Here is a 26,042-nt window from a genome sequence, read left to right as displayed (position 1 = left end):
TCGGAAAGAGTAGCCAATGGGTGTGGTGGGGCGGTGGTCAGCGGGGGGCGGGGTCGGTGCGGGTGGCGGGTTCGGGGGGTTGGGTGAGGCGGCGCAGGGCGGTGTAGGTGCGGTTGGCGCGGGCGGCCTCGCGCTGGGCGGCGGCGGTGGTGTCGATGTAGGTCTGGGAGGAGGTGATGGAGGTGTGGCCCAGCAGGTGCATGATCTCGGTGACCGAGGCGCCGTCTTCGGCGAGGCGGGTGGCGAAGGTGTGGCGCAGGGCGTGGACGAGGGTGCCGCGGGCGACGCGGTCGTGGATGCCGGCGTGCTTGTAGCACTGGCGGACGAGGTATTGCAGGCCGCCGCGTCGCAGGGCGTTGCCGCGGTTGTCGACCAGGAGGGGGTCGGCGCCGTGCAGGCGGGTGGAGAAGCGCTGGGTGCGGGTGGCGAGGTAGTCGTCGATGAGGGCTTCCAGCGGGGGTTCGATGGGCAGGGAGCGGGTGGTGCCGCCTTTGCCGTGGACGCGGATGCGGCGTTCGCCGGGGCGTCCGGAGATGGAGTCGATGCGCAGGCTGAGCATTTCGGCCGAGCGCAGGCCGGTGAGCAGGGCCAGGGCCAGGACGGCGAAGTCGCGTTGGGGCCAGGGGTCGCGGGCGCGGCGGCACCCGGCGGCCAGGGCGGCGAGGAGTTGTTCGGGGGTGTCTTCGCCCATGAGGGGTTTGGGCTGGTGGGGTTTGAGGCGGGGGCGGTCGACGGCGGGCATGGGGTTGCCCTCGACGGTGCCTTGTGCGACGAGGTGGCCGAAGAACCCGTTCCAGGTGGACCAGGCGCGGACGACGCTGGAGGGGGCGCGGTCGGCGGCGAAGGCGGCGAAGGCGCGGCGCAGGAGGGCGGGGGTGAGGTCGGTGAGCAGGAGCTGATCGGGGTGGGTGTTGTGGGCGTGGGCGGCCAGGCGCAGGACGGTGGTGAGGTCGCGGCGGTAGGCGGCGATGGTGTGGGGGGAGGGCTTGGCGGGTTGGCGGGCGATGAGGTAGTCCTCGACGGCGTCGCCGACGGTGAGGGGGCTGGCGGTCATGGGGTCCAGCATTCCCGATGGGGGCGGGGGGTTCACGTGCGGCGTGCCGGGGGCGGGCCGGTTCGCGGGTGTTTTCAGGGGATGCGGCGGGCGGCCCAGGTGGAGAGGGCGTGCAGGGGGCCTTCGAGGGGGCCGCGGCCCAGGAGGAGCCGCCAGAGGGTGGCCAGGGCAAGGGAGCCCCACAGGACGGTGGCGGGCAGGTCGGCGGTGAGGAAGGCGAGGGGGGTGGCCTCCAGGAGGGCGGTTTCGGCGGCCCAGATGAGCAGGACGTGGGCGACGTAGACGGTGAGGGCGAGGGCGCCCACGGAGGCGATGGGGTAGGCGGGGACGCGCAGGAGGTCGCCCAGGAGCAGGCACAGGCCCAGGGCGGCGATGGCGGTGCCGCCGGCGCCGAGGATCTCCAGGGGGGTGCCGCTGTGGGGGAGTGCGGTGAGCAGCCACACCCAGTCGTGGGTGGGGATGGTGCCGGTGAAGCCGGTGGCGAAGGCGGAGGCGGTGTCGGGGTGGCCGCCGTGGTCGGCCATGGCGGCGGCGTTGTAGGTGGCGTCGAGGCGTTGGCGGCCGCCCATGAGGTCCATGGCGGCCCAGGAGGCGGTGTAGGCGGTGGCGGCCAGGGCGGCGCCGGCGGCGGTGAGGGTGGCGCGTACGCGGATGGAGCGCAGGTTGAGGCGGCCGATGGCGAGTCCGGCCAGGACGTAGGGGAGCCAGGTGAGGGCGGGGTAGGAGCCGGTGAGCAGGAGGTCGAGGAGGCCGCTGCCCGACCAGGCGACGAGGGGGTCGTAGGTGTTGAGGGTGGCGGCGGCGTCGCGCAGGGGTCCTTGGTCGATCATGCGGCGCAGCCAGAAGGAGGCGGTGGGGCCGGCGAGGGCGAGGGCGGCGGCGCAGCCGGCGACGATGCGCCAGCGTTCGTCGATGAGGGGGACGGCCAGGACGAAGAAGACGGCGTAGTAGGCGAGGATGACGGCGATGGGGGTGTCGAGCATGGTGAGGGCGACGCCCAGGGGGAGCATCGCCAGGCCGCGGATGACCACGCGCCACAGGGCGATGCCCATGGCGTGGCCGGTGGCGGGGGTGGGGCCGCCGGAGATGAGGGCGATGGAGACGCCGGCGAGGAGGGCGAAGAGGGCGGCGGCGCGGCCGGAGACGAGGTCGGTGAGGGGGTTGGTGCCGTCGGGCAGTGTCCAGCCGATGCCGACGTGGATGACGAACATGCCCAGGACGGCGAGGCCGCGGGCCAGGTCGATGCCGTGGAGCCGCGGGGTCGGGGTGCGGGCGGCCGGGGTGGGGGCCGTGGTGCGGGTGGGCGCGGGTGTCCGGGGCGGGGGTTGGGGCGCCGGCGGCGGTGGGGGCGTGTGGTGGTCGGGGTCGCCGGGTGCGGGGGGCAGGGGGGCGGCGGCGGGGACGTCCTGGTCAGCGGGGGTGGAGGCGGCGGAGGGGTCGCGGGGCGGCGGGTCCTCGGCGGCGCGGTCGCCGGGCGAGGTGCTGGTGCTGTTGGACACTTCTTGAGGATCCCCCGGCGGGGCGGGGCTTACTGGGTTTTGACCAAGTCGTGACCGCTTGTGGCCGTTACGTGGTGATCTGGGTGGGCGGGGCAACGCGGGCGGGGGAGTGGGCGTCGCTGGGCCGCGGTGTGGGGGCGTGGGCCGCCGGAGCCGGAGGGGGCGGTGGCCGGGCGTCGTCGCTGAGGGGGCGGGGTGGTCCGCGAGGCCGGGCCGGGTGAGCGGTGGGCGCGGAATCCCGGTGGTGCAAACCGGTCCAAAATCCCCCAAAATGATGCATAACGCATTTTATGCATCAAATATGGGCAATGCTCGGGTCATGCGGCCGGGCGGCGCGGCCCGGTCGGGGACCGCCGCACGCGCCGGGGCCCAGCCAGGGCCGGCGGGTTCCGACGCGGGCTGGTCGCGGCCGCCGCGAGGGCTTCGGTGGGCGCCGGCGGCCGGTATCCGGGAGCGGAAAGCCGCCGAAGGGCCGAATCCGGTCGAGTTCGGTGGTCGGTCGGCGTTGGATTCGCGCGAACCATCGCCATCCGGTTGCCCTGAACCGCCAAGATCATCCGGGCGCCGGTCCGGGCGTCACCGAAGGCGTCACGTGTTGTTTCGGCTCTCAGGTGTGCGGCCCGCGCGGGCTGCGAGCGCACCGGCGCGGCCGCCGGGGTCGATCCGGCGCGATGCCGGGGCCGTGGGGTGTACGTGCGGGACATGTGCGGGGTTTGCGCCCGTTGCAGCCCCTCTCCGCACCCTCCGACAAAGCGCCGATAATGCACATTATGTAAAGTTGAGGCTGTTATCGGGTCGAACCGGCCTCCCCCGGGTCCCCCGTCGGCGCGGCACAACCTTCCGTGGCGCTCCCCGTGGCGCTCGCGCTGCGCTCGGTCGCGCCGCACCGGAGGTCCGGGCGCCGTCGACCGCGCGCTCCGGCGGCTCACCGGTTCGCGCCGCCCGTGGATCGCCCTGTCGTCGGGCGGCCGCGGCGCGCCGGCGCCGGTTCTGGCCTCCGCTCCCGGATCGGCCCGGTCGAACAGCGCGCGCCGCCGGTGTTCGAACGCGAACGGCATCCCCGGCCCCCGGTGATCACCACCGCTTCGCATGCACCCTCCAGGTCTGTCTCCGGCCGCCGCTCCCCCGGCCTCCCGCCGCCGCACCCCTGTTTCCACATGGCGGAAACGTACGCTTCTCGCGGGGTGCCGCCTCTCCCCCACCGCGGACTTGCGCCTCAAGCGGCTTGAGGCGGCACAGTGGCCCTCATGAGCGACGAGGAGCTGTACCCCATCGGAGACGCCGCCCACCGCAGCGGCCTGAGCGTGAGCGCCGTGCGGTTCTACGCCGATGCCGGGATCGTGGCGCCGGCGGGTGTGAACGCGGCCGGGCACCGGATGTATGACATCGGCGCCATCGCCCGCCTGGAACTGGTGCGGACCCTGCGCGAGCTGGACACCGACCTGGAGCACATCCGCCGCCTGCTGGAGGGCGGGACGACGCTGCACGACCTGCTCACCACCCACCTGGAGGTGGTGGAGGGCCAGGAGCGCGTCCTGCGGGCGCGGCGGGCGGTGCTGCGCACGCTGATCCGCCAGGGCGCCACCCCCGCCCAGGCCGACCTGATGCACAAGCTGGTGTCGATGACCGATGAGGAGCGCGAGCGGGTGATCGACGACTTCTGGAACGAGGTGGGCGCGGGCCTGAGCGTCCCCGAGGGATTCGTGGAGCGGTTGCGCAGGATGCGCCCGGTGCTGCCCGAGGAGCCCACCGCCGCCCAGTTGGAGGCGTGGATCGAGTTGGCCGACCTGGTGGGCGATGCGAAATTCCGCGCGGCGGTGCGGTCCTACCTGGAGCGCACCTACTCCAGCGGTGAGGGGCGGGTGGTGGCCGGTGCGGCGTTCCAGGAGTTCATGTACGGCAGCGGGACGGCGCTGGTGGAGGAGGTGCTGGCGGCCTACCGCGCCGGGGAGTCACCGCGCTCGGCGCGGGCGCAGCAGGCGGTGACGCGGTTCATGGAGGGGGCCGCGGCGGTGTCGGGCGCCCGGTTGACGCCCCAGTTGCGCGACCGGATGGCGGAGATGTACCGGCAGGTGCCCGAGCTGCTGCGGCGGATCGCCGAGGAGGACGCCGCTTCGACCGAGCCGGTCTACGGCGATACCCACGGCCGGTACATGGAGCTGGTGGGGGTGATCAACGGGGACGCGCCGCAGGAGGACCCGGAGGCGCTGCCCTACGCGTGGATCGCCGAGGCCATGGCGTCCGGGGCGCCGGTGGGACCGTAGCGGGCGCGGTGCGGGGCGCGGGCCGGGTGGTGCCGCTCCCCCGCCGCGCGGGGCGCGGTCGGCGCGGTTGTCGAGCGGTCCACCCGCTCCGGCCAGGGGCGCCGCTCCCCCGCCGCGCGTGCGCGGGGCCGCGCCCGCGTGCGGGCGCTCGGCGCGGGTGCTGCGGGGCGCCGCCGGTGCGGGTGGGCGACGCCCCTGCCGGCCTTCTGAGGGCGTGGGGGGATCTTGGGGCCTCTCCCCCGGGGCTCAGACGGCGGGGACGTGCACGCTGAGTACGGCCGAGCGGCCCGACCGCACGGCCTCCAGGGCCTCTTTGAGGGCGGTGGGCAGCTCCTGGGCGCTGGTGACGGTGCGGGCGTGGGCGCCGCCGGCGGCCGCGGCGATGCCGGGCAGGTCGGCCTCGGGTTCGAAGGAGACGTTGAAGTCGTCGTGGTGGGCGGCGGCGCCGTCGGGGTGGACGCCCAGGGTGGAGAGTTTGGGGGACTTCCAGCCGCGGTTGTCGAAGATGACGGTGAGGGTGGGGGTGTTGTAGCGGCGGGCGACCCATTGGGCGGAGGCGGGGACGCCGAAGAGGTAGGAGCCGTCGCCCACGAGGCTGACGACGAGGGCGTCGGGGCGGGCGAGTTTGGCGCCGATGGCGGCGCCGGCGTGCCAGCCCAGGGAGCCGCCGCCGGAGCCGATGAGGGAGCCGGGGCGGTTGGCGCGCAGGTGCTCGTTGACGGTGAGGTAGTTGGAGATGGCCTCGGTGAGGACGATGGCCTCTTCCTGCTGCTGGGCGAGCAGGTCGCGCAGGTGGGCGACGAGGGTGGCGGGGTTGACGGTGCCGGGGGGCGCGTCCTGCTGCTCGCGTGCGGACAGGTCGGCGCGGCGGGCGGCGTGTTCGGCGGCCAGGGCGCTGCGGCGCTGCTCGACGGTGTCGGTGGGCACGGTGTGGTGGTGGCGGATGTGGTCGGTGAGCTGGTCCAGGGCGGTGGCGGCGTCGGCGCGGGCGAAGACCTCGGCGGGGATGTGCCAGAGGGGCATCTGCTCTTTGAGGGGGTCGGTGTCGATGGCGAAGATGCGGGCGTGGGGGTGGGGGGCGTTGTTGAGGGGGATCCAGGGGACGTCGGTGTCGATGGCGAGGATGGTGTCGGCGCGGGTGAGGACGGGGTTGGGGGTCTGGGTGTTCCACTGGTAGCCGGCGTGGAGGGGGTGGTCGGCGGGGAAGTTGAGCCGCATGGGGACCGATTCCAGGACCGGGATGGCGAGGTGTTCGGCCAGTCGGGTGAGGGCGGGGACGGCGTCGGGGTTGCGGCCGAGGTAGGAGGTGACGATGAGGGGGTTGTGGGCGGTGGCCAGGGCGTGGGCGATGGTGTCGGTGGTGGCGGGGTCCAGGGCTGGGGGTGCGGTGGGGGTGTAGCGGGTGAGGTGGTAGGCGGGGTTGTCGGCGGTGTGGGGGTCGAGGGGGGCTTCCATGACTTCGCGGGCGCCGACGAGGTAGACGGGGCCGGCGGGGTGGCTGGTGGCGATCTGCATGGCGCGGTGGACGATCTGCTTGACGTTGGCGCCGGTGCGGATCTCGTTGTCGTACTTGGTGTAGCCGCGGACGATGCCGCGCTGGTCGTGGACGTCTTGGATCCACTGGATGAACTCGTTGCGGCTGCCGGTGTGTTCGCCGTGCTGGGTGGCGGGTGAGGCGCCGGCGAAGACGAGGACGGGGACGCGGCCTTTGGCGGCGTTGTGGATCATGCCGCCGATGTTTTGGGTGCCGCATTCGACGTGGACGATGACGGCTTGGGGGCGTCCGCTGATTTGTGCGTGGCCTTGGGCGGCGGAGAAGGCGACGCTTTCGTGGGGGCAGATGATGAGGCGGGGGAAGCGGTGGTCGGTGCCGTCGGCGCGGGCGCGGGCGTAGGCCTCGACGAGGCCGGGGTGGTCGCTGCCGAGGTTGGCGAAGAGGTATTGGACGCCGGTGTGGGTGAGGGCTTCGAGGAAGGCGGTGCTGGTGGTGTAGGGGTGGCTCATGGGGCTGAGTAAAGCATTGGGGGTGGTGGGGCGGGGGTCGCGGGGTGGGTGCGGCCCCCGCCGGCGGGTCAGCGGGGTGCGGGTGCGGACGCGGTGGTGGGGGGTGTGGTGGTGGGTCGGGTGAGGTCGGGGATGAGGGTGGCGATTCCGGTGAGGGCGAGGGCGGCGCCGAGCCAGAGGGGGCCGGTGAGGCCGTGGGTGGTGATGGCCAGGCCGCCGGCGGCGGAGCCGATGATGACGCCCAGGGTGATGAAGGAGGAGTGGACGGTGGTGATGAGGGGGCGGTCGTTGGCGGTGCGCTGGACGCGGGTGACCATGGCGGGGTTCATGGTGACGCCGACCAGGCCGATGCCGAGCATGGCGGTGACGGCGGGGATGGGGTGGTGGGCCAGGAGGGCGAAGGCGGTGAGGAAGGCGGTGTTGGCGGCCAGTCCGGTGAGCAGGACGGGCAGGGTGTGGCGGTCGGCGAGGCGGCCGACGACGGTGTTGCCGATGACGGTGGCGGCGCCGTAGGCGGCCAGGAGCCAGGGGACGGTGGCGGGGGCCAGGCCGGTGGCCTGGGTGAGGATGGGGGTGAGGTAGCTGAAGGCGGAGAAGGTGGCGCCGATGATGAGGGTGCTGGTGGCCAGGGCGAGCCAGAGGCGGGGGCGGGTGAGGGCGCGGAGTTCGGTGCGCAGGCCGCCGGGGGGTGTGGTGGTCTGGCCGTTGGGGACGAGGGCGAGGGTGGCGGTGGCGGCGGCGAGGGTGAGGGCGGAGATGGCCCAGAAGGCGGCGCGCCAGCCGTGGTGTTCGCCGATGAGGGTGGCGGCGGGCAGGCCCAGGAGGGTGCCGAGCATGAGGCCGTTGAGGATGTGGGCGATGGCGCGGCCGCGCAGGTGGGTGGGGGCGAGCTGGCCGCCCAGGGAGAGGGCGGCGCCGAAGAAGGCTTGGGAGGCGGCGCCGGTGATGATGCGGGCGGCGGCCATGGTGGTGTAGTCGGTGGCGGTGGCGGCGAGGATGTTGCCGGTGAGGAAGAGGGCGAAGAGGGCCAGGAGTGCGGTGCGGGGGCGCAGGCGCAGGAGGGCGAGGGTGAGGAGGGGGCCGCCCAGGGCCATGGCCAGGGCGAAGACGGTGATGAGGTAGCCGATCTGGGGGATGGTGGCGTCCAGGTCGCGGGCGATGTGGGGCATGAGTCCGGCGACGGCGAATTCGCTGGTGACCATGGCGAAGATGCCGAGGGCCAGGATGTGGACGGCGCGGGGCATGGGGCTCCTTGGGGGGTCGGGGTGGGTGGGGGCCGCACCTGTTTTGGACTGTTCGGTTCAGAATTGGGGCGTGGTCGGGCACCGCCCGGTGCGTGGGCCGCGGGGGCGGGCGGGGTGGGCGGTGGGAGCGGGGGTGGGCGCGCGGGGCGGGGGGTCAGGGGGTGAGGGCGTCCAGGGCGGTGGCGGCGATGGACTCCAGGGTGGCGCGGTCGGCGCCGCCCTGGCCGGCCACGCGCATGCCGGCGATGACGGCGTTGAGGAACTGGGCGGCCTGGTCGGGGGTGCGCCGGGTGGTGATCTCGCCGGCGCGCTGGCCGGCGGCGAGGGCGGCGCGCAGCGACTCCAGGCGCCGCTGCCGGTCGCGGTCCAGCATCTGGTCGGTGGGGGCGTCGCGCCCGGCGCGCTCCACGGTGGTGTTGACGGTCAGGCAGCCCCGGCTGCGGCCCTGGGGGCGGTGGGCGGTCTCGGCGTCGACGATCATGTCCAGCAGGGTGCGCAGGCGCTCCAGGGCGGGGCGGTGCTCGTCCTCCAGGACGGCGGTCTGGGCGTGGGTGGTCTGCTGGATGTAGCGGGCCAGGGCGCGGCGGAAGAGGTCGGGCTTGCTGGTGAAGGTGTTGTAGATGCTGCTGCGGGCCAGGCCGGTGGCCTCGCACAGGTCCTGGGTGGTGGTGGCCTCATAGCCGTTGGCCCAGAAGGTGTGCATGGCGGCTTCGAGGGCCTGGTCCTCGTCGAAGGTCTTGGGTCGGGCCATGGCGGTGACCCTAGCAGGTTTTGCACTGGTGGTTCCAAAACGGGGTGGGGGTGGGCTCCGCCACACCGGTGCTCCCCCGCTCCCCCCCTCTCCCCCGCGCGGCGGCGGTGCGGGGGCGGTGCGGGGTGCTCAGCGGGGCGTCTGCTGGTGGAAGGCCAGGCGCCAGGCGCCCGCGCGGCGCACGTAGAGGCTGCTGATGAGGGCGGAGTAGGCGGGTGCGGCGCCTCTTTGGGCGGTGGCGGCGTAGGCGACCACGGCGGTGTCGGGCGCGGGGCGCAGTACGTCTATCTCCTCCAGGCGGTAGGTGCTCCAGGGCGGGCCGCCCATGGCGGCGATGACGGCCTCGCGCCCGGCCAGGCGCAGCCCGCCGGGCAGGAGCATGAGGGGGTCGGCGTCGAGCACCTCGCGGTAGAAGCCGGCGGCCGCCGCGCCGCCCTGGGCCAGGGCCCGCCACCCGCGCTCCTCCAGTTCGGCCGGTTCGCCGTCCATGCCGCTCCCCCTTTCGCCGTCGCCGTGTCCGCGCCTGCCCTCCCCTCCTACCCGCGATGCGCCCGCGCGTGCCGCCGGGCGCCCCCACCGCAGGGATTGAGCGGATGCTCAAACCGGCGTAGGCTCCCACTTGAGCAATCGCTCAAAGCACTCGCTCAACTCCGCGAGGAGGCCCTCCCCCGTGCACCTCTACATCGCCACCCGCATCCAGGCGCCCCTGGACTTGGTGTGGCGGCGCACCCGCGACCTGGCCCAGCACCAGCGCTGGGACCTGCGGTTCACCGCCATCACCCCCGACCCCGGAGCCGACCCCGAGGGCGCCCAGCGGTTCACCTACACCACCGGGCGCCCGCCCCTGACCCTCACCGGCCACGCCCGCACCACCGCCGAACGCCGAAGCGCGGGCGCGGCCGTCTCGGCGCTGCGGTTCTGGAGCCACCAGCGCCACTGCCCCATCGCCTCGGGCGCCGGCCACTGGCGCTACACCCCGCTGGAGGGCGGCGGCGTGGACTTCGCCACCGCCTACCGCTACCGGGTGCGCGGGGGCACCGCCGGCCGCCTGGCCGACCGGTGGCTGCTGGGGCCGCTCTTGGGCTGGGCCACCGCCTGGTCCTTCGACCGGCTGCGGCTGTGGTGCGAGCGCGGCACCACTCCGGAGGCGCTGGCGGTGCGCGCCGTGGCCGAGGCCGGCGTCCGGGCGGGCGCGTGCGCGGTGCTGGCGGCGGGGGCGCCCTGGCCGCTGGCCCTGGCCGGTGCGGCGGCGGTGTGGCTGGTGCCGCCCGCACCGGGCACCCCGGCGGCCCGGCGCTGCCGGCGCCGCCCCGAGCGCCCCGCCTCTCCCGCCCCGGCCGGCGCGGCCGGCGCGGGCGGCGCGGACGCAGGCCGGCGGTGAGCGCGCCCGGGGCCGCGCCCGCGGGTGCGGAGGAGCCGCTGTTTCGCCGCGCGCTGGGCGCCGACTTCGACCGGCTGCACCCCCGCCTGCGGCGGCGCTTCTCCACCGGCCTGGCCACCGGTGAGGCGTGCCTGGGGCGGGGCACCATGGACCGGATCTGGCGCGGCGGGGCCTGGGTGCAGCCGTTCTTGCTGGTGGGGGCGCTGCGCAACATCCTGGTGCCGCGCACCGGGCGCGGCGTGGCCTTCACCATCGAGAACACGCCCTACCGCGACTCCTTCGGGCGCCAGGCGGTGTCGTTCGTGCGGACCTTCGCCCTGCCCGGCGGCGCGCGGCGCTTCGACGCCGCCATGGTCTACAGCCCCGAGCGCGGGTGCGTCGTGGACTACCTGGGCACCCACCACCACCTGGCGGTGGATCTGCACCCCGGCGTGGACGCCCATGGGGCGCTGGTGATCCGCTCGGGCGCCCAGCGGCTGCGCGAGGGGCCGCTGGACGTGGGCCTGCCGGGCCTGCTCAGCGGCGCGGCGCTGGTGCGCGAGTCCTACGACGAGGCGGCCGGGTGCTTCCGGGTGAGCGTGCGGGTGAGCCACCCGGTGCTGGGCGCGGTGTTCGGCTACGAGGGGTCGTTCACGGTGCGCTACGTGGCGCTGGAGCGCCACCGGCCGGGTCCGGGCGTGCGGCCCCGGCGCGAGGAGCGGCGCGTATAGTGCCGGGCATGAGCGAGGAGACCCGCACCCGGCTCCTGGAGGGCGCCCTGCGGTGCCTGGTGGAGTCGGGTCTGGCCAAGACGTCGGCGCGCGGCGTGGCGGCGGCGGCCGGGGTCAACCAGGCGCTGATCTTCTACCACTTCGGCAGCGTGGAGGAGCTGCTGGCGGCGGCCTGCCGCCACGGCGCCCGCCAGCGGGTGGAGTCCTACCGCGGTGAGCTGGAGGCGGCGGCCACCCTGGGTGAGCTGCTTGAGGTGGGGCGGCGCGTGCACGCCCGCGAGCGGGCCGCCGGCACCGTGGGGGCGCTGGCCCAGCTCCTGGCCGCCGCCCAGGCCAACCCGCGCCTGGCCCAGGCCAGCGCGGCGGGGCTGGAGTTGTGGGCCGAGGAGCTGGAGGCGGTGCTGGAGCGGGTGCTGGCGCCCACCCCGGTGGCGGGGCTGGTGGACGTGGGGGGTCTGGCGCGGGCGCTGGCGGCCGGGTTCGTGGGGCTGGAGCTGTATGAGGGCGCTGACGCCGAGGGGGCCGAGCGGGCGCTGGGGGCGCTGGAGCAGTTGGGGGCGATGGCCGAGGCGCTCAACGAGTTGGGGCCGGTGGCCCAGCGGGCGGTGCGCTCGCGGCTGCGCCGGGCCGCGCGCGGGGCCTGACGGACCTCCGCGCGCGGGGGCGGGGTCAGCGGCGCGGGGGCAGCGGGATGCGGTCCAGGTCGGCGGCCAGGTGGAGGGTGCCGCTGAAGTGGGCGGCGGCCTCGGCCAGGAAGCGCGGGTCGTCGCCCGGCTCGTAGCGCTCGGAGATGTGGGTCAGCACCAGGGTGCGCACGCCGGCCTGGGCGGCGATGCGCCCGGCCTGGGCGGCGGTGAGGTGGCCGTAGGCGGCGGCCAGTTCGGCCTCGGACTCCAGGTAGGTGGACTCGATGACCAGCAGGTCGGCGCCGCGCGCCAGGTCCACCGCCTCGGGGCAGGGCGCGGTGTCCATGACGAAGGCCACCACCTGGCCGCGGCGGGGGCGGGCGCAGTCGGCCAGGCGCACGCGCCCGCGCGGGGTGTCCAGGTGGCCCTGGGCTTTGAGGCGGCCCACGTCGGGTCCGGTGATGCCGTGGCGGGCCAGCAGGTGGGGCAGCATGGTCCAGCCGTCGGGTTCGGCGACGCGGTAGCCGTAGCAGGGCACCGAGTGGCGCAGCGGGCGGGCGGTGAGGGTGAGGTCGTCCTCGCCCTCCAGGCGGGGGTGGGGGCCGCTGAGGGGCTGGGCGATGAGCGCGGGCCGGCCGGTGTAGGGGGTGGCGTGGCGCAGCCGGTGCCAGTAGCCCGTGCCCTCGGCGGGGAAGGCGGCGCGCACAGGGTGGGGCACCTGGTCGCGGGCGATGCGCTGGATGAGGCCGGGCACGCCCAGGCAGTGGTCGCCGTGGAAGTGGGTGAGGCAGATGCGGGTGATGGCGTGGGCGCTGAGCCCGGCCAGGCGCATCTGGCGCTGGGTGCCCTCGCCGGGGTCGAACACGATGGTGTGGGTGTCGAACCGCAGGGCGTAGCCGTTGTGGTTGCGGCGCGGGGTGGGCACCGCGCCGGCGGTGCCCAGGACCAGGAGTTCACGCAGCGACACAGCATCCCATGATCGCACGCGGCGCCGGTGGGCGGTGCGGCTAAGGTGCCAGGCCGCCGTTGCTGTGCAGGAGTTGGCCGTTGATCCAGCCGCCCTGGGGCGAGCACAGGAACGTGACGAGGTTGGCGCAGTCGGCGGGGGTGCCCAGGCGGCCCAGGGGGGTGGCCGCGCGCATGCGCTGGGCCAGTTCGGGGCTCATCCAGCCGGTGTCGACGGGGCCGGGGTTGACGACGTTGGCGCACACCCCCAGGTGGGCCAATTCGCGGGCGGCGGCCAGGGTGATGCGGTCCAGGGCGCCCTTGCTGGCGCCGTAGGGCAGGTTGTGGGCGGTGTGGTCGCTGGTGAGGGCGATGATACGGCCCATGCCGTGGGGGCCGGTGAAGGCGCGGGCGTAGGCGCGGATGAGCAGCCAGGCGGCGCGGGCGTTGACGGCCATGTGGCGGTCGAAGCTGTCGGGGGTGGTGGTGTCGATGGCGGAGTCCACCGATTCGCAGTGGGCCATGACCAGGGCGGTGGGGGGTGCCAGGTGGTGGGCGGTGCGGGCGATGAGGTGGTCGGGGGTGTCGGGGTCGGCCAGGTCGGCCTCGATGGGCAGGGCGCGGGCGCCGGCGGCGGTGATGTCGGCGGCGATGGCCTGGGCGGCGCCGGGTTGGGCGCCCCAGGGCATGCGGGCGTCGTAGGCGCTCCAGTGGGTGAAGGCGACGTCGTATCCGTGGGCGGCCAGGTCGCGGGCGATGGCGGCGCCGATGCCGCGGGTGCGCCCGGCGCCGGTGACCAGGGCGACGGGCCGTTCGGCGGGCGCGGGCGCGGGTGCGGGTGTGGCGGGCATGGGGGCATCCTGGCGTGCCCCGCACCCGAGACGCACCCGGTTTTCCGTCCGCTCCCGCGCCGGCGCCGGTGCGGGCCGGGGGCTCAGCCGGCCAGGAAGTCCAGCAGCAGGGCGGTGAGCCGGGCGGGGGCGTCGGCCTGCACCAGGTGGCCGGCGTCCTCGATGACCTCCAGGCGGGCGTGGGGCAGGGCGTCGGCCAGGCGGCGGCCGTGCTCCAGGGGCAGCCAGGTGTCCTGGCGGCCCCACACCACGGCGGCCGGGCACGCGAGGCCGCCCAGCAGCGGTTCGATCTGGCGGGTGTGGCGCTCCTGGGCCTGGGCGATCTGGCGGTAGAACGCGGGGCGGCCCCGCTCGGTGAGCCAGGGGGCGGCCAGGGTGTCGGCGGTGCGGGGGTGCAGGCCGCGGTGGGAGGCCCCGGCGATGTAGGCGCGCACCAGGCCCTCGTGCATGGGGGCGGGCAGGGCGGCGAAGGTGTCGGCGTGGGCGGCGACGAGGCGGAACAGGTCGGTGCCCCAGGTGCCGGTGGCCACCGCGTCCAGCAGGGCCAGGCGCTCATAGGCCACGCCGTCGAGCAGGGCGGTGCGCAGGGCGACCGCGCCGCCGATGTCGTGGGCGATGACGGCGGGCGGTGCGGGCAGGTCCCAGTGGGCCAGCAGGCGGGTGAGGGCGGCCTGGCCGGCGGCCAGGGACACGTCCTGGCCGGGGTGCTGGTCCGAGGCGCCGAACCCGGGCAGGTCCCACAGGTAGACGGTGCGGGTGCGGGCCAGGGCGGGGGCGATGTCGTGCCAGACAGCCGAGGAGAAGGGGGTGCCGTGGACGAGGACCACGGCGGGCCCCTGGCCCAGGCGCGTCCAGCGCACGGTGCCCTGGGGGGTGTCCAGAGTTTGGTTGAGGGGTGTGGGGTCCATGGCTCCCGCCTCCGTGTTACCGGTTGGATAGCTATGCCGGTAACGTTACCAGTGTTCTTCCGCAGTCGGTAACGTTGGGGGATGGCCGCCTACACCCGCCCGCCCGCACCTGAGGACCTGCGCGCCGTGGAGGAGCTGTGCAACACCGCGGCGTTCCTGCACGGCACCGACACCCTGGCCCGGCCCGACCGCGCCGCCGCCTGGCTGGCCGCACGCACCCCCTCGGCGGCGCCCGAGCCGGCCCAGGTGCCCTCGCCCCAGCGGTTGGCGCGCCTGGTCGCGGTGCGCGAGGACGTGCGCGCCTACCTCGCCGACCCCGCCGACGCCCAGGCGCGCGCGGCCCTCACCCGCCACGCCCGCGACCTGCTCGGCCCCCCGCGCTGGAGCGGCCCCGGCCAGGTGGACCTGGACCCGCCCGCCGCCGGGGGCGGCGCGGATGTCGGGGAGGGCGAGGGCGATGCGGCCGACGGGGTGGCCGCGCGGGCGCTGGCCTGCCTGGCCGCCGCCGACCTCACCGGGCGCCGCGCCCGCCTCAAGGTCTGCCGGGCGCCCGAGTGCCGCTTCGTCTTCTACGACCGCTCCCCCGCCAACAACGGCACCTGGTGCTCCATGGAGATCTGCGGCGCCCGCCACAAGATGCGCTCCTACCGCACCCGCCGCCGCCCCTGAGATGCGCCCGCGCCGGGCGCGCGGGGCGCACGGGCGCCCACGCACGGTCAAGGATCGGTAGCGATTGGGCGGCGGGTGCGTGGCGCAGGGCCGCGGGAGGGAAGGCAGCAAGGCAACCCGGCGCGACCGGCGGCCCACCGGCCCCGCGCGCACCGGGCATGCGTGCCCGTCTGCACCCAGGAAGGCGACCATGATCCCCTCCCCCGCACCGCCCGCCGCCGGCCCCGCGCCCGCCCGCCGCTCGCTGTGGCGGCGCTACCTGGACATCCCCCTCATCTGGAAGATGGCCGTGGCCCTGGTGGCCGGCGCCGTCGCCGGGCTGGCCGTGGGCGAGCCCATCACGGTGATCCAACCGCTGGGCGAGGTGTTCCTGCGGCTGCTCCAGATGCTGGTGATGCCGCTGATCCTGCTCACCCTGATCGCCGGGGTGTCCTCGCTGAGCCCGGCCCGCCTGGGCCGCATCGGCGCCAAGATCATGGTGTACTACCTGCTCACCTCGGCCGTGGCGGTCGTGGTGGGACTGGGGCTGGGGCTGGCCGCGGCCCCGGGGGCGGGCCTGGAGCCGCCGGCGGGCGGTGAGGACCCCGAGCCCGCGCCGCCCGTCACCGAGACCCTGCTCAACATCGTCCCCGACAACCCCTTCGCCGCCCTGGCCGAGGGCAACGTGCTGGCGGTGATGTTCGCGGCCGTCACCGCCGGGCTGGCGCTGGCGTTCATGCGCGCCGCCACCGATGAGCGCACGGCCGCCATGGGCGAGTTGCTGGCGCGCGCGGTGGAGGCCGGCGTGGAGCTGGTGTTCCGGGTGGTGCGCGGGGTGCTGGAGTACGCCCCGGTGGGCGTGTTCGCGCTGATCGCCGTGGTGCTGGGCCAGACCGGGCCCCAGGCGCTGCTGCCGCTGCTGGAGCTGACCGGGGTGGTCTACGGCGGGGTGGGGGTGCAGGTGGTGGTCTACGCGCTGCTGCTGGCCCTGTTCCGGGTGCCGGTGCTGCGGTTCTTCGCCGCCGCGCGCGAGGCGATGGTGATGGCGTTCGTCACCCGCTCCAGCAACGGCACCCTGCCGGTGTCCACCCGCTGCGCCGGGCGCATGGGCGTGGACGAGGGCGTCTCCAGCTTCACCCTGCCGCTGGGGGCCACCGTCAACATGGACGGCACCGCCATCTACGTCGGCGCGGCCACGGTGTTCGTCGCCAACGTCGCCGGGGTGCAGCTCAGCCTGGAGCAGTTGGCGATGGTGGTGCTGGTGGGCGTGGTGGCCTCCATCGGCACCGCCGGGGTGCCCGGCGCCGGGCTGATCATGCTGTCGCTGACCATCACCCAGGCCGGGCTGCCGTTCGCGGCGGTGGCGCTGGTGGCCGGCATCGACGCGGTGCTGGACATGGTGCGCACCATGTGCAACGTCACCGGCGACCTGGTGGGCACCCGCATCGTGGCCCGTACCGAGCCGGGCATGCTCCACGACCCCGATGAGGAGAAGGAGGAGGGGGCCGGGGGCGGCGGCGCGGCCGCGCCCGGCCCGGGCACCCCGGGCGGGCCCGGCCCGGCGGCGACCGCGCCCTAGCCCTCCTCCCTCACCTCGGTGGGCAGGCGCGCGGTGAGGACGGTGGGGCCGCCGGCGGGGCTGTCGACCTCCAGGCGGCCGTCCAGGGCCGCCACCCGCCGGGCCAGGCCCACCAGTCCGCTGCCGCGCGCATCGGCCCCGCCCACCCCGTCGTCGCGCCCCCCCCCCGACCACCACCGGGCCGGGGGGGGCGCCGCCCCCCCCCCCCCGCCCGCTGCCGCCCCCACCGGCCCCGCCCCCCCCGTCGACGCGCCCCACCAGCTCCACCTCGGAGCCGGTGGTGCGCACGGCCACCGCCACACACCGGGCGCGGGCGTGCTTGGCGGCGTTGGTGATGGCCTCGCGCGCCACGAAGTACACCGCCGTCTCCACCTCCGGCGCCAGCGGCGCCGCCACCCGGTAGTCCAGCTCCACCGGCAGCACCGAGCGCTCGGCCACCCCCCGCAGGGCCGCGTGCAGGCCCAGTTCGTCCAGGGCGGTGGGGTAGACCTTCCAGGCGACCTCGCGCAGCTCGGCGGCCAGGCGCTGGGCCTCCCGGTGCGCCTGCTCCAGCAGGTCGGTGCCCCCAGCGGAGACGGCGCCGCGCCGGGCGCGGCCCAGCAGCATCGCCAGGGCCACCACGCGCTGCTGGGCGCCGTCGTGCAGGTCGCGCTCGATGCGGCGGCGCTCGGCGTCGATGGCGCGCAGCACCCCGGCGCGGGTGGCGCTCAGCTCGGCCACCCGCAGCGCCAGCAGGTCGGCGGCGCTGGGGCCCAGCAGGCGCCCGGCCGCCGCCCGGTCCAGGGCCGCCCACCCCGCCCCGGCCGCCGCCACGGCCAGCGCCAGCAGCAGCCCCACCCCCAGGCCCATGGTGACGCTGAGGGTGCTCAGCCGAACCCACGGCAGGGACAGGTCCACGATGGTGGCGGTGCCGGTGGCCGCCTCGAACAGCGATCCGCCCAGCGTGAGTGCGGCCAGGATCAGCGTCCCGGCCAGCAGGGGCGCGGCCAGGGCGGTGGTGGCGGCACGCAGGGCCAGGTAGGCCAGGGCGCGCCCAGTGCGGCCGGCGGGGGCCACCGCGCGGCCCAGCAGCGCCTCCAGGCGGCGCCGCTCCAGGGCCAGGACAGCGGCGGTGCCCGCGGCCAGCCAGGCGCGGGCGCGCTCGCGGGCGGGGGGCCAGGCGCATGCGGCGCCCAGCGCGGCGGCCGCGACCAGCCACAGGGCTCCGGCGGCGCCGGTGAGGGCGCCCGCCAGCACACCGGTGCCCGTGCGCGCGGCGCGCGCCAGGACGCCCGGCCCGGTGCCGCCCCGCTCCCCCACCGCCCCCGCACCGCCTTCCCCGCGCGCCGCCGCGCGCGACTGCCCGGCCGCCGCCGGTGTGCCCGGCGCGCGGCTCTCCTGGCAGCATCATGCCCGATCACCGGGGGTGCGCCGGACCGGGGCGGGCGGGTGCGGCCCGGGGGCCACCGCGCGGGCGGGGCGGGAACCGGGCGGGGCGGCTGCGGGCGGTGGCACGGCGGCGCCGGGCGGGTTTCTGTCACCGGGGGCGGATAGAAACAGACGGTCTACCCGCCCCCTCACCGCGAGGTCTGCCGATGCCTCCCGCACTTCCCCTGCCCCCGGCCGATGAGGGCACCCGCGTGCCCGGCATGCTGCTCCTGCGCACCGACCACGACGACGCCGCCTGGCGCGACATGCTGGAGCGCATGGGCGAACTGCCCGGCATGGTCACCGTTGCGGGCGGCGCCGCCCCGGCCCCCGCCCCGCAGGAGGGCGCGATCCCCCGGCGCCTGGTGGTGGTCGAGGCCCCCGCCTGGCGCGGGGCCACGCCCGAGGAGGTCAACGCGGCCCTAAGCGCGGCGGCCACGTGGGTCCCCGACCTGGTGCTGATGGCCACCGACCGGACCGCGGCCACCCCCGGCCTGCGCCCGCTGCGGGCGTTTCGCCCCGGCGCGGACCCCGCCCTGTTCCGGATCACGCCCCGGGGCGCCGCCCTGGCCTACCTCATGGTGCACTGCGAGCTGGCCCTGACCTTCGAGGACTACACGGAGTGGGCGCCCATCCCCCCGGAGTGGGCGCCCGAGGAGGGCGAGGACCTCGATGTGTGGGAGGCCGGCCTGCCCGACCCGGTGGGCCACTACCTGGAGCGGCTGGACCTCCTGCCCCGCTACACGCCGCCGGCCCGGGCGCTGCCCCTGCTCCCCCAGGACGACACCGACCTGATCGTGCGCACCGACTTCGGCGACGACGCCGCCTGGGAGGCGCTGCTGGAGGCGGTCTACCGGCCGGGCGACCGCGGCCCCATCGAGGACTTCACCGACTACCTGGAGGTGGTGGAGGACCCGGTGTTTGAGGGCGCGACCTTCGAGCAGGTGATGGCGGTGCTCGGCGAGGCCGACCAGGTCGTGGTCATCGCCGACGCGGCCGCCATGCGCGACCCCGCCCACCGGCTCCTGGCCGTGCCCGTGGACGGCCCCATCGGGTGCGCCTTCCGGGTGGACCCCGGCACGGTCGGGTCCATGCTGGTCAACCTCTCGATCGCCAACCAGGACGTCGAGGACTTCATGGACGACGCCACCCGCCGGGCCCTCGACCCCGGGCGGAGGTGGTGAGCGGCCCGGCGCTGGCAACGGCCGCCGCGCCGCCGGCGGCCTGAGCCCCCCGGGGGCGGCGCGCACACCCAGGGGCGCGCACCCCCCGGGGGGCCGGTATCTCAGTCCAGGCAGAACTCGTTGCCCTCGGGGTCGGCCATCACGATGAACCCGGCGCTGAGCGGCGGCTCGGGCTCCACTCGGCGCAGCCGCGCCGCGCCCAGCGCCACCAGCCGCGCGCACTCGGCCTCCAGCGCCGCCATCCGCTCCTGGCCGTGCAGGCCCGGGGCCGCGCGCACGTCCAGGTGCACGCGGTTCTTGGCGGTCTTGCCCTCGGGCACCCGCTGGAAGAACAGCCGCGGCCCCTGCCCCTGGGGGTCCTCGGCGGCCGACTTCTCCTCGCGCTGCTCGGCGGGCACGCCCACCCGCCCCAGGAACGCGTCCCAGGCCGCCCGCGCGTCGGCGCCCTCCTCCAGCTCCACCCCGGGCGGGGCCGGGTGCACATAGCCCAGCGCCTGGCACCAGAAGGCCGACAGCCCCCAGGGGTCGCGGGCGTCGAAGGTGATCTGGATGTGGCGGGTCATCGTGGGGCTCCGTTCGCGGTGGCGGTGGACGGGGCGCAGGGCGGCGCCGCGCCGCCTTCGTCTGCGTCCATAGTGCCAGCGTGGCACCCCTGGAGGACAGGAACGGTCCGCTTGTGTGGCAGGGTGGCGCCATGGGCGCGGCCGAGGGGGGCGAACGCGGCACCACCGAGCGGGTGCTGAGGCTGCTGGGCCTGCTCCAGGCGCGGCGGGTGTGGAGCGGCCCCGAACTCGCCGAGCGGCTGGGGGTCACCCCGCGCACCGTGCGCCGCGACGTGGAGCGGCTGCGCGCGCTGGGCTACCCCGTGCACGCCGGGCAGGGGATGGGCGGCGGCTACCGGTTGGGGGCCGGGCGCGACCTGCCGCCGCTGCTGCTGGACGACGAGGAGGCGCTGGCCACGGTCGCGGCGCTGCTGGCCGCGGCCGGCGGGGGCGCCGGCGGGGCGGGTGAGGCCGCGCTGGGGGCGCTGACCAAGCTGGACCGGGTGCTGCCCGCGCGGCTGCGCGCCCAGGTGCGGGCGCTGCGCGGGGCGGCCGAGACCTTCGGGGCGCCCCCGGCGGTGGCGGCCGAGGTGCTCATGGTCCTGGCCCGGGCCTGCCGCGACGAGGTGGAGGTCGAGTTCGACTACTCCGGCGCCGGCGGGGGCGGGGCCGAGCGCCGCCGCGTGGAGCCCTACCGGCTGGTCGCCTCCGAGCGGCGCTGGTACCTGCTGGCCTATGACCTGGGCCGCCGGGACTGGCGCAGCTTCCGGGTGGACCGGATGAGCCGGGTGCGCGCGCGGACCTGGCGGTTCACCCCGCGCCCAGCGCCCGAGGCGGCGCGCTACGTGCAGGAGGGGGTGGCCGCCCGCGCCTACCCCCACAGCGCCCGGTTCCTCGTGCACGCCCCCGCCGAGCAGGTGCGCGCCCAGGTACCGGCCTCGGCCGCGGTGGTGCGCGAGCGCGGACCCCGGCGCTGCGAGGTGCTCAGCGGCGCGGCCGGGCTGGACCGGGTCATCGCCCACATGCTGGTGCTGGGCCACGACTTCGAGGCACTGGAGCCCCCGGAGGCGGCCGAGCGCTGCCGGGTGCTGGCCCGGCGGCTGGCGGCGGCCGCCGGGCCAGAGGAACCGGAGCCCGGCGGGTGATCGGCCCGCCCCGGGGACTGAGCGCCCCGGGGTTCAGCCCTGGAGGGTGGTGGCGGCGGGTTCGCGCGTGCCGGTGGGGGCGGTCAGGGGGCCGGGGTGCGGGCGGCCGTGGCGACCTGGGCGGTGTAGCCCATGGTGAACGCGCCGCCGGCCGCGTCGATCGCCGCGCCCACGGCCTCCAGCACCGGGCGGCGCTCCGGCTCGGGCAGGCGCGCCAGCACGCCGCTGGTGGGCAGCAGGTCCAGGTACTCCTGGCGGGTGTAGCGCCGCTCCCAGGGGAAGGACCACCGCTGGACCTCGCCGAAGGCGCCCGAGGTGTCCATGCCCTGGGCGGCGGCATCGCACAGCGGCCCGTAGTCCCCGCCGCCGGCGTGGCGGCGGGCCAGCGGGGAGTCGGGCAGCAGGCGGGCGTAGACGCGGGTGAAGGCGGCCGCCAGGTCTTCGGGGGGCCGCTCGGCGTTCCAGAACACCGCCAGGCGGCCCCCGGGGCGCAGGACGCGGGCCGCCTTGGCCGCCCCGGCCGCCGGGTCGATCCAGTGCCAGGTCTGGGCGGCGACCACCGCGTCGAAGGTGCGCCCGGCCGCGTCCCAGTCCTCAAACGCCGCCACCTCGACCTCCTGGCCGCGCCGCCGCGCCCAGGCGGCCATCCGCTCGTCGACCTCCACGCCCAGCACCCGGCAGCCGGCGGCCGCGAACTGCCGGGCGGCGATCCCGGTGCCGATCCCCACGTCCAGCACGTCGGGGCCGGGGCTGGCGGCCACGACGGCGCTGATGAGGGCCGGGGGGTAGGCGGGGCGGGCGCGGTCGTAGCGCTCGGCGTCGGATCCGAAGGACTGGGCCATGTCGCGGGCCTGGTGGGCGGGGGGCAGGGCGGAGCCGCCCTGCGAAGGTAGAGTGACCATGCGCCCACTCTAAATGGGCGATTGCCCACTCGTCCAGGGGGCCGCCGAGCCGGCCGCCGAGAAAGGAAGCGCCATGCCCACCGGGGTGGCCCTGCACGACGCCCGCGAACGCCTGCTGGCCGCGGCCGAGCGCGTCCTGGTGCGCGAGGGCCCCAGCGCGCTGACCAGCCGCGCCGTCACCGCCGAGGCCGGGCTGGCCAAAGGCGTCCTGCACCGGCACTTCGCCGACTTCGACGCCTTCCTGGCCGAACTGGTGCGCCGGCGCATCGCCCGCCTGGAGCCGGTGTCCGAGGCGCTGCGCGGCGCGGCGGGCAGCGCCACCGTGACCGCCAACCTCACCCGCGCGCTGGGCGACCTCATGGACCCGGTGGCCGTGGCGGTGGTGGGCCTGGTCGTCTCGCGCGACGGGCTGCGCGCCCTGCTGCGCACCACCACCCCCGCCGGGATCCCGCTGCTGAACGAGGCGGCCCAGATGGTGGGCGCCTACCTCGCTGAGGAGCAGCGCCGCGGCCGCGTCGCCGCCGGGGCCGACACCGCCGCCCTGGCGCCCGCCCTGATCGGCGCCGCCCACCTCCTCTTCGCCGACCGCCACGCCGGCCCGCCCCCGCCCGAGGTTCTCGCCCAGGCCGTGGCCGCCACCCTGGGCGGCGCCCTGCCGGCGGGGGACGCCTAGCGAACGCGGAGGCGGCAGGGGCGGCCTCGCCTTCGGCCCAGGTCAGGGCGCGCTCGCGGGTGCGGAGGCGGGTACGCCGGGGTTCCGCACCGTCCGGGCGCGGCCGGCGACTCCACCGAGAGTCCGCAACCAACGCCTCGCAACCAAGGAAACGCGAAACGGAAACCGCCCCCGCGCCCGGCCGCCGTCCTCACCGGCCGCGCACCCCACCCGGGCGCCGCCGCCTGCCCCGCTCCGCCGCTAGGCGTCGGCCTGCGCATAGCGCCGCCCGGCGAACCAGCGCAGGGCCGCCCGCAGCCGGCGGCGCTGGGACGCCCCCGCGGCGCCGACCTCCCGCAGGCGGCACACCACCGCGCCGCCGTCGAGCCGCTCCGCGCCGGCGGGCGGGGTGCGGCCCGGGGCGTACCAGACGACCAGGGCGGCACCGCGCGGGTCCTCCACCAGGCCCACCCGCTCCACGCCCGCCCAGGCCACGTGGAGGGCCGCGCCCTCGGCGCCGCGCCGGAAGCTCAACCGGGTGGCGTCCAGGGCGAGGCGGTGCCGGGGGTCCCGGGCCGCGCCGCCACGGGTCTCCGACAGCCCCGACAGGGCGCCGAACAGGATGCCGCCCGCGCCGAAGAGGACGCCCACGATCACGGCCACCGCCGGGGCCGCGATGAAGATCCCCGCCCACCCGTACTCGTTGAGGCCGCCCTGCCCTGAGAGCATGTCGCTGACGAAGAAGAACGCGCCCATCGCGGCGCCCACGCCCGCCCCCAGCCCGGTGCTGCCCGCCGTGAACCGGCCGGTGGCGCCCGCGACCGCCGCGCCGCGCGAGGGCGTGAACACCGCCGTCTCGACGTGGTGGGGCGCGGTACCGCCCCCGGGGGCCTCGAAGGCGGCGCGCGCGGTCCCGCCCGGCTCCAGGGTGAGGCGGCGCAGCGCCGTGGCCCCGCCCGCCGCCCGGGCCTGAAGGGTGTGCTCGCCGGGGGCCAGCGGGAAGGACTCCTGGGCGCCCGCTTCCACCGCGCCCACGGCCGCGCCGTCGATGACCACCACCAGTTCGGTTCCGCCGAGGTTGGCCACCTCCAGCCGGGTGCCCCCGCGCCGGGGGCCGGTGCCGGCGGCGGGGGCGGCGCCGGTGGCACCGGAGGCGCCGCGCCGGCGGGCGAACCACCCCTTCCGGGGCGTGCGGCCCCGCACGGGAGCGGTCATCACCAGGGTCTCGCACCGGCGGATGACCTCGGTCACGTCCTCGGGCAGCCAGCCGGTGCGCGCACCGCCCGGGGCGGCGGGACCGGCCAGGGCGGCGAAGTCGCCCGTCAGCGCCGCCACGGCGGGCCGCGCGCCGGGGTCCTTGGCCAGGCAGGCGCCGATCAGCCCGACCAGCTCCTCGGGCACGCCGGTGAGGTCGGGCTCCTCGCTGGTGACCCGGTAGAGCAGGGCGTGGGCGGGGCCGGTGCCGAAGGGGCCGCGCCCGGTGGCGGCGTAGGCCAGGACCCCGCCCAGGGAGAACACGTCGCTGGGCGGCCCGGCCGCCTGGCCGCGCGCCTGCTCGGGCGACATGAACGCCGGGGTGCCCAGCAGGGTGCGCGAGACGGTGGCGGAGGCGGTGTCCAGGGCGCGGGCGATGCCGAAGTCGATGAGGCGCGGCCCGTCGTGGGCCAGCAGCACGTTGGCCGGTTTGAGGTCGCGGTGGACGAGGTCGCGGGCGTGCACGGCGGCCAGCCCTTCGGCCAGTCCGGCGCCGGTGAGGGCGACGGCGGCGGCGGGCAGGGGGCCGAACCGCTCGACGGCCTCGTGCAGGGAGGGGCCGGGGATGTAGGCGGTGGCCAGCCATGGGCGCGGGGCGTCGGTGTCGGCGGCCACGACCTGGGCGGTGTGGAACCCGCCGACCCGGCGCGCGGCCCGCACCTCCTGGGCGAAGCGGTGGCGGAACCCGGCGTCCTCGGCCAGTTCGGGGCGGACGACCTTGACGGCCACCCGCAGCCCGCCCGGGGAACGGCCCAGGTAGACCCGCCCCATGCCGCCGCCGCCCAGACGGCCCTCCAGGCGGTAGGGGCCGACGCGGGTGGGGTCGTCCTCGCGCAGCGGTTCGGCCATGCGCACCTCCGCCCGCCCGTGGTGGCCGATCGCCGCCCATGATGACAGAGGCGGCGAGGGCGGCGGACGGCCCAGGGCGGCAATCATCGGGCCGCGCACCGGTGGTTGGGCGGGCAACGGGGGCAGCGACGGCAGCGGATGGTCGGGCGGGCGGACGTCGGACCGCGCACCAGTGGCCGAAGTAAGCGACGGGGCGGCGGGTGGTTCGGGCGGGCGGCACCGGCTCGGCGCGGGGGCGGCCTCCGCAGGCGAATGCGGCTCAGGCGCGGGGCCTCTTGGCTGCCGATCCCCGCATTCACCCGCGATTGCCGTCACCGCCCCGTTCCCAAACCTGGGCAAATGGTACACCGGTCCTCACGGATCTCACATGGTGAGACGAAAGCAGCCTCTTTCGCGACGAGGTGCGACTGCGAATCGCCGATCTGACGGAAAGCCGCATCCCGTCGCCCGTGAAAACGGTCCCGCCGCCGTCGCCGCCCACGTCGCCACCCCGGCCATCCGCCCCGAGGAACGACGGCAGCGAGCCCGAACCTGCGCCTCACCTCGGTGCCCCCGCTCAGGCGCGCGGGGGCGGCCAGCGCGGCCGCGTAACCGGGGTGTCCGAAGGACGCTTACCCCGGGGGTAATCGACGCGGTGCGCTCCCGTCGGTCATGCTGGTCGGCGCGCGGTCGGGTCCGGCCGTGCGGCGGCGACCAGGGGGAAGGGGCGGCGGTGACCACCACGGCGGCCGACCAGCGCTACAGCACCAGCAACGCCACCACCGGCAGCACCGGCAGCAGCATTGGAGCGCTCCTGCGCCAGTGGCGCGAGCGGCGGCGCATCAGCCAGTTGGACCTGTCCATCGCCGCCGACATCTCCGCGCGCCACCTCAGCTTCGTGGAGACCGGGCGCTCCCGGCCCAGCCGCCAGATGGTGCTGCGGCTGAGCGCCTGCATGGAGGTGCCCCTGCGCGAACGCAACCACCTGCTGCTGGCCGCCGGGTACGCCCCCGTCTACTCCGCCCAGCCCCTGGAGGGCCGGCCGATGGCGCCGGTGCGCGAGGCGCTGGGCGTCATCCTCAAGGGCCACGAGCCCTCCCCGGCCGTCGTGGTCGACCGCGCCTGGACCCTGCTGGAGGCCAACGCCAGCGTCGCCGTGCTGCTGGAGGGGGTGGACCCCGAACTGCTGGAGCCGCCCGTCAACGTGCTGCGGCTGAGCCTGCACCCGCGCGGCCTGGCGCCCAACATCGCCAACCTCGGCGAGTGGCGTGCCCACCTGCTGCACCGCCTGCACCGCCAGATCGACCACACCGCCGACGAGGACCTGCGCGCCCTGCACCGGGAGCTGTCGGACTACCCCGGCACGGAAGACGAGCCCGACCCCGAGGCGCTGCCCGCCGGGGAGGTGGCGCTGCCGCTGCGCCTGCGCGCACGCGGCGGCGAGCTGCGGTTCCTCAGTACGGTGGCGACGTTTGGCACCCCGCTGGACGTCACCGTCTCCGAACTGGTCATCGAGTCGTTCTTCCCGGCCGACGAGGCCACCGCCGCCGCCCTGCGCGCCTTCGCCGCCGGCCTGGCGCCCGCGACCGGCGGCTGAGTCCGGCCGGGCGCGGGCGCCAGGCCGGGAAGCCGTGCGGGGCGGACCCGCCACGGCGGCGTCCGAT

At 76.4% G+C, this 26,042-nt stretch carries 23 protein-coding genes and 1 pseudogene; 10 read left to right on the top strand and 14 right to left on the bottom strand.

Going from position 1 to position 26,042, the window contains the following annotated elements; all coding sequences use genetic code 11:
• Positions 1–37: 37 nt before the first annotated feature.
• Positions 38–1,054: a tyrosine-type recombinase/integrase gene (locus LG943_RS03590; protein ID WP_270070711.1), complete on the bottom strand. Its 1,017-nt coding sequence runs from the start codon at positions 1,052–1,054 to the stop codon at positions 38–40.
• Between the two features lie 74 nt (positions 1,055–1,128).
• On the bottom strand, positions 1,129–2,553 hold the full coding sequence (locus tag LG943_RS03585; RefSeq protein WP_270070710.1) for a heparan-alpha-glucosaminide N-acetyltransferase domain-containing protein: 1,425 nt from the start codon (positions 2,551–2,553) through the stop codon (positions 1,129–1,131).
• Positions 2,554–3,800: 1,247 nt separating this feature from the next.
• Between LG943_RS03585 and LG943_RS03580 the strand changes: the two genes are divergently transcribed.
• Entirely contained in the window at positions 3,801–4,817 is a 1,017-nt protein-coding gene (locus LG943_RS03580) for a MerR family transcriptional regulator (RefSeq protein ID WP_270070709.1), read from the top strand.
• Between the two features lie 246 nt (positions 4,818–5,063).
• Here LG943_RS03580 and LG943_RS03575 read toward each other — a convergent pair whose 3' ends face one another.
• The 4 genes from LG943_RS03575 to LG943_RS03560 all read right to left on the bottom strand — a co-directional run bounded on the left by LG943_RS03575 (position 5,064) and on the right by LG943_RS03560 (position 9,305).
• On the bottom strand, positions 5,064–6,821 hold the full coding sequence (locus LG943_RS03575; RefSeq protein WP_270070708.1) for a thiamine pyrophosphate-requiring protein: 1,758 nt from the start codon (positions 6,819–6,821) through the stop codon (positions 5,064–5,066).
• Between the two features lie 68 nt (positions 6,822–6,889).
• The gene (locus tag LG943_RS03570; protein ID WP_270070707.1) at positions 6,890–8,065 is read right to left on the bottom strand and encodes an MFS transporter; all 1,176 of its coding nucleotides are present in this window, start codon (positions 8,063–8,065) and stop codon (positions 6,890–6,892) included.
• 154 nt (positions 8,066–8,219) lie between these two features.
• Complete coding sequence (locus LG943_RS03565; RefSeq protein WP_270070706.1) at positions 8,220–8,816, bottom strand: TetR/AcrR family transcriptional regulator; 597 nt, start codon at positions 8,814–8,816, stop codon at positions 8,220–8,222.
• Positions 8,817–8,945: 129 nt separating this feature from the next.
• The gene (locus LG943_RS03560) at positions 8,946–9,305 is read right to left on the bottom strand and encodes a DUF4440 domain-containing protein (protein ID WP_270070705.1); all 360 of its coding nucleotides are present in this window, start codon (positions 9,303–9,305) and stop codon (positions 8,946–8,948) included.
• A gap of 181 nt (positions 9,306–9,486) precedes the next feature.
• Between LG943_RS03560 and LG943_RS03555 the strand changes: the two genes are divergently transcribed.
• From LG943_RS03555 to LG943_RS03545, 3 genes are read left to right on the top strand one after another with little or no spacing between them, the layout of a single operon-like run.
• Positions 9,487–10,197 carry a hypothetical protein gene (locus tag LG943_RS03555; protein ID WP_270070704.1) on the top strand — a complete coding sequence of 237 codons (711 nt, stop codon included), beginning with the start codon at positions 9,487–9,489 and terminating at the stop codon, positions 10,195–10,197.
• Positions 10,194–10,907, top strand: coding sequence for a DUF4166 domain-containing protein (locus LG943_RS03550; protein ID WP_270070703.1), 714 nt, complete (start codon positions 10,194–10,196; stop codon positions 10,905–10,907). Before LG943_RS03555 ends, LG943_RS03550 begins: the two co-directional genes overlap by 4 nt.
• A gap of 8 nt (positions 10,908–10,915) precedes the next feature.
• Complete coding sequence (locus LG943_RS03545; protein ID WP_270070702.1) at positions 10,916–11,551, top strand: TetR/AcrR family transcriptional regulator; 636 nt, start codon at positions 10,916–10,918, stop codon at positions 11,549–11,551.
• A gap of 25 nt (positions 11,552–11,576) precedes the next feature.
• Here the strand turns inward: LG943_RS03545 and LG943_RS03540 are convergent, their stop codons facing one another.
• The 3 genes from LG943_RS03540 to LG943_RS03530 all read right to left on the bottom strand — a co-directional run bounded on the left by LG943_RS03540 (position 11,577) and on the right by LG943_RS03530 (position 14,237).
• Positions 11,577–12,500 carry a ribonuclease Z gene (locus LG943_RS03540; protein WP_270070701.1) on the bottom strand — a complete coding sequence of 308 codons (924 nt, stop codon included), beginning with the start codon at positions 12,498–12,500 and terminating at the stop codon, positions 11,577–11,579.
• Between the two features lie 40 nt (positions 12,501–12,540).
• Positions 12,541–13,329, bottom strand: a complete 789-nt coding sequence (locus LG943_RS03535) for an SDR family oxidoreductase (protein WP_270070700.1) — start codon at positions 13,327–13,329, stop codon at positions 12,541–12,543.
• Between the two features lie 83 nt (positions 13,330–13,412).
• Positions 13,413–14,237 carry an alpha/beta fold hydrolase gene (locus LG943_RS03530; RefSeq protein WP_270070699.1) on the bottom strand — a complete coding sequence of 275 codons (825 nt, stop codon included), beginning with the start codon at positions 14,235–14,237 and terminating at the stop codon, positions 13,413–13,415.
• An 81-nt stretch (positions 14,238–14,318) separates the two neighbouring features.
• On the opposite strand from LG943_RS03530, the gene LG943_RS03525 reads away from it, so the two are divergent.
• Both LG943_RS03525 and LG943_RS03520 read left to right on the top strand, forming a co-directional pair.
• Entirely contained in the window at positions 14,319–14,906 is a 588-nt protein-coding gene (locus LG943_RS03525) for a CGNR zinc finger domain-containing protein (protein ID WP_270070698.1), read from the top strand.
• 190 nt (positions 14,907–15,096) lie between these two features.
• Positions 15,097–16,464, top strand: coding sequence for a dicarboxylate/amino acid:cation symporter (locus LG943_RS03520; RefSeq protein WP_270070697.1), 1,368 nt, complete (start codon positions 15,097–15,099; stop codon positions 16,462–16,464).
• Here the strand turns inward: LG943_RS03520 and LG943_RS03515 are convergent.
• A complete protein-coding gene (locus tag LG943_RS03515) occupies positions 16,461–16,610 on the bottom strand; it encodes a hypothetical protein (RefSeq protein ID WP_270070696.1) in 150 nt (49 codons plus the stop codon). The genes LG943_RS03520 and LG943_RS03515 overlap by 4 nt on opposite strands.
• A 388-nt stretch (positions 16,611–16,998) precedes the next feature.
• Positions 16,999–17,313, bottom strand: a pseudogene (locus LG943_RS03510) (histidine kinase); the annotation flags it as partial.
• Positions 17,314–18,038: 725 nt separating this feature from the next.
• Here LG943_RS03510 and LG943_RS03505 point away from each other — a divergent pair.
• Positions 18,039–19,055 (top strand): DUF6924 domain-containing protein, encoded by a 1,017-nt coding sequence (locus LG943_RS03505; protein ID WP_270070695.1) that lies wholly within the window; start codon positions 18,039–18,041, stop codon positions 19,053–19,055.
• 101 nt (positions 19,056–19,156) lie between these two features.
• Here LG943_RS03505 and LG943_RS03500 read toward each other — a convergent pair whose 3' ends face one another.
• Entirely contained in the window at positions 19,157–19,618 is a 462-nt protein-coding gene (locus LG943_RS03500) for a VOC family protein (protein ID WP_270070694.1), read from the bottom strand.
• A 131-nt stretch (positions 19,619–19,749) separates the two neighbouring features.
• Between LG943_RS03500 and LG943_RS03495 the strand changes: the two genes are divergently transcribed.
• Positions 19,750–20,742 carry a helix-turn-helix transcriptional regulator gene (locus tag LG943_RS03495; RefSeq protein WP_270070693.1) on the top strand — a complete coding sequence of 331 codons (993 nt, stop codon included), beginning with the start codon at positions 19,750–19,752 and terminating at the stop codon, positions 20,740–20,742.
• A gap of 83 nt (positions 20,743–20,825) precedes the next feature.
• Here LG943_RS03495 and LG943_RS03490 read toward each other — a convergent pair whose 3' ends face one another.
• Positions 20,826–21,644 carry a class I SAM-dependent methyltransferase gene (locus tag LG943_RS03490; RefSeq protein WP_270070692.1) on the bottom strand — a complete coding sequence of 273 codons (819 nt, stop codon included), beginning with the start codon at positions 21,642–21,644 and terminating at the stop codon, positions 20,826–20,828.
• Between the two features lie 73 nt (positions 21,645–21,717).
• Here LG943_RS03490 and LG943_RS03485 point away from each other — a divergent pair, with 73 nt between their 5' ends.
• On the top strand, positions 21,718–22,317 hold the full coding sequence (locus tag LG943_RS03485; protein WP_270070691.1) for a TetR/AcrR family transcriptional regulator: 600 nt from the start codon (positions 21,718–21,720) through the stop codon (positions 22,315–22,317).
• Between the two features lie 240 nt (positions 22,318–22,557).
• Here LG943_RS03485 and LG943_RS03480 read toward each other — a convergent pair whose 3' ends face one another.
• Positions 22,558–24,399, bottom strand: a complete 1,842-nt coding sequence (locus LG943_RS03480; protein WP_270070690.1) for a serine/threonine-protein kinase — start codon at positions 24,397–24,399, stop codon at positions 22,558–22,560.
• Positions 24,400–25,111: 712 nt separating this feature from the next.
• Between LG943_RS03480 and LG943_RS03475 the strand changes: the two genes are divergently transcribed.
• Positions 25,112–25,975: a helix-turn-helix domain-containing protein gene (locus LG943_RS03475; RefSeq protein ID WP_333486320.1), complete on the top strand. Its 864-nt coding sequence runs from the start codon at positions 25,112–25,114 to the stop codon at positions 25,973–25,975.
• Positions 25,976–26,042: the final 67 nt, after the last annotated feature.

The organism is Streptomonospora mangrovi (assembly GCF_027604915.1).
Classification (GTDB): Bacteria; Actinomycetota; Actinomycetes; order Streptosporangiales; family Streptosporangiaceae; genus Streptomonospora; species Streptomonospora mangrovi.
Note: the sequence above shows the minus strand (reverse complement) of the source record. Positions and strands in the feature narration are given on the sequence as shown.